Source organism: Rhizobium sp. N122 (assembly GCF_002211295.1).
GTDB lineage: Bacteria > Pseudomonadota > Alphaproteobacteria > Rhizobiales > Rhizobiaceae > Rhizobium.
Map to the genome: position 1 here is coordinate 56055 of NZ_LOKU01000026.1, position 10379 is coordinate 66433.

The 10379-nt window shown below is 62.7% G+C and carries 11 protein-coding genes; 6 read left to right on the plus strand and 5 right to left on the minus strand.

Going from position 1 to position 10379, the window contains the following annotated elements; genetic code table 11:
* Nucleotides 1-13: 13 nt before the first annotated feature.
* Entirely contained in the window at nt 14-1171 is a 1158-nt protein-coding gene (locus ATY75_RS19725) for an adenosylhomocysteinase (protein WP_088938841.1), read from the minus strand.
* A 65-nt stretch (nt 1172-1236) separates the two neighbouring features.
* Complete coding sequence (locus tag ATY75_RS19730) at nt 1237-2142, minus strand: LysR substrate-binding domain-containing protein (RefSeq protein WP_190241390.1); 906 nt, start codon at nt 2140-2142, stop codon at nt 1237-1239.
* Nucleotides 2143-2405: 263 nt separating this feature from the next.
* On the opposite strand from ATY75_RS19730, the gene ATY75_RS19735 reads away from it, so the two are divergent.
* From ATY75_RS19735 to ATY75_RS19755, 5 genes are all read left to right on the plus strand, one after another.
* Complete coding sequence (locus ATY75_RS19735; RefSeq protein WP_064836884.1) at nt 2406-2936, plus strand: NUDIX hydrolase; 531 nt, start codon at nt 2406-2408, stop codon at nt 2934-2936.
* 63 nt (nt 2937-2999) lie between these two features.
* A complete protein-coding gene (locus tag ATY75_RS19740; RefSeq protein ID WP_088938843.1) occupies nt 3000-4502 on the plus strand; it encodes an inorganic phosphate transporter in 1503 nt (500 codons plus the stop codon).
* 124 nt (nt 4503-4626) lie between these two features.
* Nucleotides 4627-5364, plus strand: a complete 738-nt coding sequence (locus ATY75_RS19745) for a 16S rRNA (uracil(1498)-N(3))-methyltransferase (RefSeq protein ID WP_088938844.1) — start codon at nt 4627-4629, stop codon at nt 5362-5364.
* Between the two features lie 148 nt (nt 5365-5512).
* Entirely contained in the window at nt 5513-6886 is a 1374-nt protein-coding gene (locus ATY75_RS19750) for a glutamate--cysteine ligase (protein WP_088938845.1), read from the plus strand.
* Nucleotides 6887-7034: 148 nt separating this feature from the next.
* Complete coding sequence (locus ATY75_RS19755) at nt 7035-7898, plus strand: DUF937 domain-containing protein (protein ID WP_088938846.1); 864 nt, start codon at nt 7035-7037, stop codon at nt 7896-7898.
* A gap of 88 nt (nt 7899-7986) precedes the next feature.
* Here ATY75_RS19755 and ATY75_RS19760 read toward each other — a convergent pair whose 3' ends face one another.
* Nucleotides 7987-8286, minus strand: a complete 300-nt coding sequence (locus ATY75_RS19760) for a DUF1127 domain-containing protein (protein WP_088938847.1) — start codon at nt 8284-8286, stop codon at nt 7987-7989.
* Between the two features lie 203 nt (nt 8287-8489).
* On the opposite strand from ATY75_RS19760, the gene ATY75_RS19765 reads away from it, so the two are divergent.
* Nucleotides 8490-9446, plus strand: coding sequence for a LysR substrate-binding domain-containing protein (locus tag ATY75_RS19765; protein ID WP_088938853.1), 957 nt, complete (start codon nt 8490-8492; stop codon nt 9444-9446).
* A 19-nt stretch (nt 9447-9465) separates the two neighbouring features.
* On the opposite strand, the gene ATY75_RS19770 is transcribed toward ATY75_RS19765, so the two are convergent.
* On the minus strand, nt 9466-10107 hold the full coding sequence (locus ATY75_RS19770; RefSeq protein ID WP_088938848.1) for a TetR family transcriptional regulator: 642 nt from the start codon (nt 10105-10107) through the stop codon (nt 9466-9468).
* A 36-nt stretch (nt 10108-10143) separates the two neighbouring features.
* A partial coding sequence (locus tag ATY75_RS34895; protein ID WP_210199556.1) for a hypothetical protein occupies nt 10144-10379 on the minus strand: 236 nt, incomplete at its 5' end.

Genomic DNA, 10379 nt, shown 5'->3' on the forward strand with positions numbered 1-10379 from the left:
ACAGGCGCCCGTTTCAGCGCGAGAGGTCGAGATAGGCGTTGGCCACCATCGCGTCGATATCGCCCGGAACCGGCACGACGCAGGATTCGGGACCGACCTTGCCCCTGGCGATGCGTTCCAGGCAGCGGGCCTGCAGGGTGAAGCCGAGATCCATCGATTCGACCGTGTTGCCGAGCGGCCGCGGGCCGGCGAGATTGGCCATGTGGCCGCCGCCGAGCACGTGAAAAGAGCGGCCGTCGCTGAGATGGAAGGTCTCGATATGATCGGCCTCGTAGCGATCGATGCCGATGACGTCGGGATGGCGGCGGAAGGCCTCGACATCGATCTCATGCGGGAAATGGCCGCCATTCATCAGGATCGCGCCGTCCTTGACGAGCGGCAGGTCGGCCGCCGTGAGGATGCCGGCAAATCCCGTGACGGTGACGACTATATCGGCCGTGCGGATCGCCGCTTCGCGCAGCGGCGTGACGAAACCATCGAGATGGGCTTCGAGTGTGACCACCGGATCGATATCGACGACGCTGACGGTGGAAAACGCGTTGCGGAAACAGGCGGCCGTGCCCTTGCCGCAGGCGCCATAGCCGAACACCGTCACGCGTTTGCCGTGGGTAGATCGGTTGGTGAAGCGCAGATAGCTTTCGAATAGGCTCTGTCCCACGGCATGCCGGTTTTCGGCAAACTGCTTGATCGGGCTGTCGTTGATGACGAGGACCGGCATGTTGAGGCGCTCGCGCAGCGGCAGCAGCCGCGTGCGCCCCGAGGTGGTCTCCTCGGTGCCGCCGCGGAGATTGGCATAAGACTTTTCCGCCGCAATGGCGAAGAGATCGCCGCCATTGTCGAGCAGCAGATCCGGCTTTTCGGCAATCACCGCTTCGAGACTGCCATGGTGGGCGGCGGCATCGGTCGTCTGCGTGGCGAAGACCGTGATACCCTGCGCACGCAGGAACTCGACCGTCGAAGGCTGGGTGCTGTTGAGATTGCCGGTGCAGACCAGACGGGCGCCGCCGGCGCGTAACGTCATCAGCAGCGCCACCGTCTTCGGCTCGAGATGAATGCCGGTGCCGATCGACAGCCCGGCAAAGGGACGCGTCCGCTCGAATTCGGCCGCCGTCGCCTTCAGCAGCCGGCAGCTGCTACCGATCCAGTCGATGCGCGTCACGGTCTTTTCCATCATCTCATCCCTGTTGCCGATATCCCGCTATGTCTAGCGATGCCACAGGGCGGCGAATATGGAGGTTATTCTGACGACGGAGCAGAAAAACTGCCCTTTCCGCTCCCGGATTGGCACAGCCAGCCGGACAAAGCGGCAAAACCCGGGCGTTTGGCATCCGGCGTGCGGCAGCAGAGGCTGTAGCCGGACGGCCGGGCGATGAAGCCATAGGGCGCGACCAGCTGCCCGCGCTGAAGATCGTCCTCGATCGAGGCGCGCGGCGCAACGGCGATGCCGAGGCCGGAGCGGGCGGCACCAAGCGCCAGCAGCAGATCCTCGAACTCCTGACGGCGGGAAAAGGCGACCGGCGGTGTGCCGCTTTCGGCAAACCATTCGTCCCACAGCTTCGGAACGCTGCGACTGGCGAGCATGGCGAGCCGGCCCATCGCCGCCGGATCCTCCGACAGCGTTGCGGCAAGCGCCGGTGTGGCGACCGGACCGAACTCGTCTTCCATGAACCGCACAGCGGTCACGCCTGCGGCCGGCCGGTATTCGCCGCCCATGATCACCGCGTCCAGTTCCGGGTGCATGTTGAGCGGTTCGACCACGCTCATCGGCACGATATCGACCGCCGTATCGCCGAGGTGCGCCTGCATGTCGGCAACGCGCGGCATCAGCCACCAGACCGCGAAAGCGGAGGGCACACCGAGGCGGATGCGGCCCGGCACGACACCTTCGAGCTCGCAAGCGGCGCGTTGCAGAATGTCGAAAGGCGCGCTGCAAGCGTCGGCGAAAGCGCTCGCCCCTGCGGTCGGAACCAGCCTGCGGCCGTCGCGCAGAAAGAGATTGCGGCCGAAGTGGCCCTCGAGCGTGGCGATCTGCTGGCGCACGGCGCCGCGCACCACGTTCAGCTCTTCGGCAGCCTTCAGAATGCTGCCGTGACGGCAGACCGCCTCGAAGGCGCGGACGGCATTGAGCGGCGGAAGACGCATGATGACCACGATCACAAATGACAGTGGATCACTTGATCTTGCCATTGAAGGAAAGGCAAGACCGCGCCATATTGTACAGCTGTGCAATGTGACGCATTCGAGACAGGACGTGACGGATTTCTGAGCCTGCCCCAGCTCGATTTCCCTTAAGGAACGGCGATCCAGTCGCCTCTCGGAGCGGCCACGGCTTTTGGATTGTGTCAGTTTTTCGTGATACACTATATGAGTGATTCCTAACAACCACTGCGAAGGTGACCCGACAATTGACTCTTCTCGCCCGATTGGCATCCGATGTGCAGCTGATGTTCCGGCGTCCGCCGCGACAGCAATATGGTGCGATCTGCTATCGGGTGAAGAAGAAGAGCGGTGAGGTCGAGGTGCTGTTGATGACCAGCCGCGATACCGGCCGCTGGGTCATTCCCAAGGGCTGGCCGATGACCGGCAAATGCGCCCATGAGGTCGCCGCACAGGAGGCCTTCGAGGAAGCCGGCGTGCGCGGCGCGGTCGAGACCGAGACGCTCGGCGCATACAGCTACTCGAAAGTCCTGCGCGACGGCGTGCAGGTGGCCTGCAAGGTGCAGGTCTATGGGCTCGAAGTCACCGACATGGCGAAAAACTTCAAGGAGAAGGGCGAGCGCCGCATCGAATGGGTCTCCTTCGACGAGGCGGCCGGGCGCGTGCGCGAGCCGGAGCTGCGCGGCCTTTTCCTGGCCTTCAAGCGAAAGATAACCGAAAGGCTTTCGGCAAAAGCGGCCAAACAGGGGCCGGCGGAAAAGCAAATCCCGGCGGAATGAATCCTGCCATCTTGCGATGCTAGAAAAGCAGCGTAGAAGCAGATTTCATACCTCGGAAAAAGAATGCCGCCACGTCCCACAATCCTGACGAAACGCACGCTCGACAAAGACCTCGCCAAGATCACCCATGCCGAGGACGCGACGAAGCATGTCTTGCGGCGGCTGGTGGCGCCCGGTCTCGGGCTGATCTTCGTCGGCCTGACCATGATCTTTGCCGGCGTCTACATGTTCGACCATCCCGGAGCGGTGCTCGTCGTGGCGGCGGCCGCCCTTGCCGGCTACATGGCGATGAACATCGGCGCCAACGACGTGACCAACAATGTCGGCGCGGCCGTCGGGGCGCGGGCCATGACGATGGGCCAGGCGCTTGTTATCGCTGCGATTTTCGAGGTTCTCGGCGCGACGATCGCCGGCGGCGAGGTCGTCAGGACGATTTCCTCCAACATCGTCGACGCCGTCCAGGTGCCGCAGGTGGCACTCGGCTGGATCATGATGGCTGCGCTGATGGCTGCCGCCCTCTGGATCCATCTCGCGACCTGGATGAATGCCCCGGTTTCCACCACCCATGCGATCGTCGGCGCGGTGATCGGCGCCGGCATCGCAGCCGTCGGGCCGGAACCGGTGAATTGGCGGGTGATGGTGGAGATCACCTCGAGCTGGATCACCTCGCCGCTGATCGGCGGGCTGATCGCGGCCGGGCTGCTCTACCTCGTCAAGACGCTGATCATCTATCGCGACGACAAGATCGCGGCGGCTCGGCGTTGGGTGCCGGTGCTGGTCGCGGTGATGACCGGCAGCTTCATGGCCTATATGGTGCTGCAGCTGTCGCCCACCGGCAAATTTCCGGCTTTCACCATCATCCTCATCGGCATCGGCATCGGGCTGGTCAGCTGGCTTATCGCCCGGCCGCTTGTACTCGCCCAGGCGCGCGATCTCGAAAACCGCAACAGCTCGCTGCGGGTGCTGTTCCGGCTGCCGCTCATCGGCTCTGCCGCGCTGCTGTCCTTCGCGCATGGCGCAAACGATGTTTCGAACGCGGTCGGGCCGCTTTCGGCGATCGTCCACTCGGTCGGCATCGGCGGCGGCGACGGCAGCATTGGCCATCCGCCCCTCTGGGTGATGCTGATCGGCGCCTTCGGCATCTCCGTCGGCCTGCTGCTGTTCGGCCCGCGCCTCATCCGCCTCGTCGGCGAGGAAATCACCAAGCTCAATCCGATGCGCGCCTATTGCGTCGCGCTGTCGACCGCCTTCACCGTCATCGTCGCCTCCTGGCTCGGCCTGCCGGTCAGCACCACGCATATCGCCGTCGGCTCCGTTTTCGGCGTCGGCTTCTTTCGCGAATGGTATACGCGCCATTCGAAGCGCCGCATCGCCTATGTCAGGCGCAGGGTCGAGAGCTTCGATATCGACGAACCGGATGAAGCGAACGTCCACGAGACACGGCGGCGCTATCTTGTGCGCCGGTCGCATTTCATGACGATCATTGCGGCCTGGATCGTCACCGTGCCGATTTCGGCCGCGCTTGCGGCGGGGATTTATTGGGTTATGTTCGCGCTCTTCGTCTAGAATAGGATGATTTTAGGCCGGCTCGGCCTGAAATCTGAATCCTGTTGTAAATTAAAGAGTTAGAGCATGATGTCATGAGAAAACCGCTCACATGGCATCATGCTCTGAAACCCGCGAGTTTTAAATGCGCGCCAATTTCCGCATGCAACGGCTTTTCGTCGACGCGCCGCTTTCTGCCGGCGCCGCCCTCGAGGCGAATGCCGACCAGTTCAATTATCTCGCCAATGTGCTGAGGATGGAGGAAGGCGGGGAGGTCCTGCTGTTCAACGGCCGCGACGGCGAGTGGAAGACCACCCTTACTTTCCCCACGCGCAAACGCATCCTGCTGACCGCAATCGAAGAGACGCGGCCGCAGCCGGCACCCTGCGACCTGCATTATCTCTTTGCGCCGCTCAAGATCGGCCGCATGGATTATCTGGTGCAGAAGGCGGTGGAAATGGGCGCCGGCCTGCTGCAGCCGGTCATGACCCAGCACGTCCAGGGCAAAATCACCAATCTCGACAAGCTGCGCGCCAATGTCGTCGAGGCCGCCGAGCAATGCGGCGTTCTCGGCATTCCCGAGGTGGCCGAGCCGGTGCGGCTTCTCGACCTGCTCGACCGCTGGCCGAAGGAGCGCCGCATCATCTATTGCGACGAGGGCGATGCCGGGCAAAACCCGCTGCCGGTGCTCGCGGCGATCCGGGAAAGGCATCTCGCGCTGCTCGTCGGGCCGGAAGGCGGCTTTTCCGAAGAGGAACGGACGCGGCTTCGAAGCCTCGATTTCGTCACCGCCATTCCGCTCGGGCCGCGCATCCTCAGGGCCGATACGGCGGCCGTTGCGGCGCTCGCCGTGGTCCAGGCGGCGATCGGCGACTGGAGCTGAAGAGCGAAACGGGTGGACATGGAAATCACTGCTATTTTTTTGATGCGCCGTTGAAAGAATTTCACTTGCAACATACGTGGCTTGGGTCCTAATCACCCTTCCAGCTGCCCGGCCCCCTGGGCGCCTTTTTCGAATACAGGTAGCCCGCATGGCCCGCGACACCACCGACCAGACACCGCTCTCATCGGTCCAGGATCTGACCGATTACATCGCCGCCGGCAACAAGCCGCGGGAGCGCTTCCGGATTGGCACCGAACACGAGAAATTCGCCTTCTTCCGCGCCGACAACAGCCCGGTTCCCTATTTCGGTGACGCCAGCATCTCGGCCCTTTTGACCGGCCTGCAGGCGAAAAACGGCTGGGAGCCGATCACCGACGGCGGCAACATTATCGGCCTTGCCGAGCGGAGCGGCATGGGGGCGATCTCGATCGAGCCGGGCGGCCAGTTCGAACTCTCCGGCGCGCCGCTGGAAACGATCCACGAGACCTGCAAGGAATCGAACCAGCACCTGGCGACGCTGCGCGACATCGCCGAACCGATGGGTATCCGCTTCCTCGGCATCGGCGGCAGCCCAAAATGGACCTATGCGGAAACCCCGCAAATGCCGAAATCGCGCTACGAAATCATGACCCGCTACATGCCGAAGGTCGGCAGCCAGGGTCTCGACATGATGTACCGCACCTGCACGATCCAGGTGAACCTCGACTTCTCCTCGGAAGCCGATATGCGCAAGAAGATGCGCGTCTCGATGAAGCTGCAATCGCTGGCGACCGCCCTTTTCGCATCCTCGCCCTTCACCGAAGGTAAGCCGAACGGGCTGCTGTCCTGGCGCGGCGATATCTGGCGCGATGTCGACAACCGGCGCGCCGGCCTGCTCGATTTCACCTTCCGCGACGATTTCGGCTTCCGCGACTATGCCGAATGGGCGCTCGACGCGCCGATGTATTTCATCGTCCGCGACGGCCGCTATCACGACTGCACCCATGTCACCTTCCGCCAGTTCATGAACGGGGCGCTGAAGGGCGAGGTCGCTGATCCCTCGCCGACGATGGGCGACTGGACAAACCATCTTTCGACGCTCTTCCCCGACGTGCGGCTGAAGCGGTTCCTCGAAATGCGTGGCGCCGACGGCGGCCCGTGGCGGCGTATCTGTGCCTTGCCGGCCTTCTGGGTCGGCCTGCTCTACGACGATGCCGCACTCGACGCCGCCGACGAACTGACGAAAGACTGGGGCTTGGCAGAGGTCGAGGCCCTGCGCAATGCCGTTCCGGCGCAAGGGCTGAAGGCTGAATTTCGCGGGCATCCGCTCTTCGACACGGCGCGCGAAGTGCTCGGCCTATCGAGGGCCGGCCTCAAGGCGCGCGGCAAGCTCAACCGCGAAGGCCAGGACGAAACGATCTTCCTGGCGCCGCTCGACGAGGTGCTTGCCAAGAAGGCGACACTCGCCGAGGATCTGCTGTCGCTCTATCACGGCCGCTGGAACGGCTCGGTGGAACCGGTCTTCGAGGACTATCAGTACTGAGCCTGTCGCGGCTTCTTGACCACTCGAAAAACCGTTTCGCACTTTTGCCGGAACGGCTTTAAGTTCTTATGGCAAAAAGCCGTTTGCACATTACCTTTTCCGGATATAGTGGCGTTACCAGCGTCACGACTCGGGGAAAGGGACCTCCATGCTGCCACTCTTCGACATGATGATGCAGGCGCAGAACGGCGCGGCGATGGAGGCGATCGCCCGCCAGTTCAACCTTGCGCAGGAACAGGCGACCAAGGCGATGGCGGCGCTGATGCCGGCCTTCTCAGCCGGCCTGAAGCGCAGCACCAGCAACCCCTACGATTTCGTCGGGCTGATGCAGGCGGTGTCCTCCGGCAATTATGCGCGCTATTTCGAGGATATGAGCCGGGCCTTCACGCCGGAGGGCATTTCCGACGGCAACAACATCCTTGCCCAGCTGTTCGGCTCGAAGGAGGTTTCGCGCGCGGTCGCCGCCCAGGCCGCCCAGATGACCGGCATCGGCCAGGATATCTACAAGCGAATGCTGCCGGTGCTGGCCGATACGCTGATGGGCGGGCTCTTCAAGCAGACGACCGGCCAGATGGCTTCGCCGGTCAACCCCTTCGTCAACACGGCGATGGGCGAGAGCATCCAGCAATGGCTCGAAAGTACCGGCTTCGCGCCGAAGCCGAAGGCCGCGCAGCCGAGCATCTTCGACAATCCCTTCACGCAGGCGATGCAGCAGATGTTTGCGGTACCCAAGGCCGAACCGGCGCCCCAGCCGAACCCCTTCCTCGACAATCCCTTCGCCAAGGCCTTCCAGGAGATGATGGCCGGGCTTGGACAGCCGCCGGCGGCCAAGCAGCCGGCTGCCAGGACGCCCGAGGCGCCGAAGGGAGAGGCGAAGGTCAACGCCGACAGCTATACCGAGATGCTGAACGCCATGTTCGACAGCGGGCTCGAGGTGCAGAAGACCTATCAGAGGAACCTGGAAGCGATCTTCGAAACCTATCGGCCGAAGCCGCCTCAAACCAAGGCATAAAAAAACCCGGAGATGGCTTGGGAAAAGCCGGTCTCCGGGTCAAGCGGCAGGGCTATTGGCTATCACCCTGCGGGGAAACTCGACGCTCCTATTCGTTGTAGGAGCGGAAGAGCTGCAGGCGCCAGCGATTGCGCGCCGAGCGCGTCAGATGTTCCGACGGATCCTCGAAAAAGGTCGAGGCCAGGAACGCAGAGGTCAGGTCGGCCCTGCTCAGGCCGATATCCCTCAGCTGACTATCATTCAGATCGTGCAGCGTGTTGATCTCCATGCGATTGCGGAACCCGCGAAAGAGGGAGACCAGCGGAGCGAGGCCTGCGACCAGGCGCTGGAAAAGCGTCGGGGCGAGCTTGCCGCAGTCGAGTTCTGTTGTCCGGTTTGTGATAAGCATCGAACTCTCCTTTCTCTAGGGCACGCAACAACCCACCCCGCCCGCGAGGTCGTGCGGGAAGGAGCAAGCTGAATTCGGCTCGGACAGGCAGGGTGTCTGTCCTTCACTTTGCGTGATTTGCACCCCGAAGATGCCAAAGACCTATTGATCAGTCCAACGAATGTTTCTAATGATTATCATCAGCTATTTTTATGGGTGACACCATGTCCGCGCCTCTTGATCTCGACCAATTGCAGACTTTCATCGCCATCGTCGATTCCGGCAGCTTCACCAAGGCCGCCGACAGGGTCTACAAGACCCAATCAGCCGTCTCCATGCAGATGCGCCGTCTCGAAGAGCGCATCGGCAAGCAGCTGTTCATCAAGGACGGCCGCGGTAACCGGCTGACCGTCGAGGGCGAGAAGCTGCTGAATTACGCCCGGCGCATCATCCGCCTCAACAATGAGGCGATCGCCGCCTTCGACGACAACAGGCTGGAGGGGACGCTGCGCATCGGCACGCCCGATGATTATGCCGACCGCTACATGCCGGAGATCATCGGCCGCTTCGCCAAGACGCATCCGAATGTCGAGCTCTACATCGTCTGCGAGCCCTCGGTGGATTTGGCCGAGCGCATGCACAAGGGCGAGCTCGACATCGCGCTCGTCACCCACAATCCGCGCGAGCGCATGTCCGACGTGGTGAGAACCGAGCCGCTCTGCTGGGTCGGATCAGCCAACCATCCGATCCGCGACGATGCGCCGGTGCCGCTTGCCGTCGGCCGGCGCGATTGCCAGTGGCGCCAGCTTGCCTGCTCGGCGCTCGATGCGGTGGGGCGCGAACACCAGATCCTGTTCACCAGCTGGTCCTGCACCGTTGTTGCCGCCGCCGTGCTTGCCGGCATGGCGGTCTCGGTGATGCCGGAATCGGCGCTGCGCACCGGCATGAAGGTGCTGAGCCAGGCGGACGGCTTTCCGGCGCTGCCGCCGGTGCAGATCGGCATCATGAAGCGGCCGGGCGTATCGCTGTCGCTGATGAACGCGATCACCGCGCATATCACCGCCTGCCTCGACAACATCACGCCTGCCGTCGTCGACGACACGCTGGAGGCCGATGTCAAATCCGCCCAGGCACGCCTTTATCCAAGGCTGAAGGCGGCCAATATGCTGCCGAGCTGGTAAGACCTAAGGGGTAACGCCCTCAGGCGGCGCGCTTTGCGGTCGCGGCAAAAAGGGAAGCGCGGATGACGCGTTTCCACTCATCGAGCATGCGCCGCGCCAGGGCCTCCTCGCTGACGGCGGCAAGCCGAATGACGGCGCCGATCAGGTGGCTGAAGAGGTAAGTGCGCGCATACATCTCTTCGTCGCAAAGATCGGGCGCCAGCCGACGCACGGCCTCGTGAAAGATGCCGGCGACCCGGCCGCTATGCTCGATATTCAGCTGCAGCAGATCCTGGTCGGTCTCCGTTCCCATCCAGACGCCGAGATAGACGGGATCATCGTGGTAGGACTCGTAGTACCAATCGATCATGTCGCAGACGAGGCCGAGCGCCTGGTCGAGCGTCTGTACGTCGGCAAACATCGCCGCCGTCTTCGCCTGGATCGCTAAGGCGTGCTGGTCGAACAGGGCTTTGACGATCGCCGCCTTTTCGGGAAAATACTGGTAGACCGAGCCGATCGGCACTTTGGCGGCGACGGCGAGTTCCGTCATGCGCATGGCGCTGACGCCCTTTTCGGCAATGATCCTGGCGGCGGCGGCAAGAATGACATCCAGCCTCTGGATACTGCGCTCCTGCTTCGGCTTCCTGCGCAAGCCGATCCGGTCCATGCTTTCCACGCCCATGTCGTTCCCATTCTTATCGTTCGCGCGGGGTAGGCATCATGCCAAATCAGCGCGTCGGGCGGGTATGACATTGCAGGTCTTCATCAGCCGTAAATGAAAACGCTCGCATTTTAACGACCGGCAAAAGCGTATTAAAAACCGGACTCTAGAGTCTGTCAGCGCTAATCGGAATCGTGCGGAGATTCCCTTGCCTTTGATTTTGTGATTCAAGGTCATTGCTGGTGTGGAGGCCGGCAATGATGGTGCGACCTCTTTCTCTGGATTTGCGAACG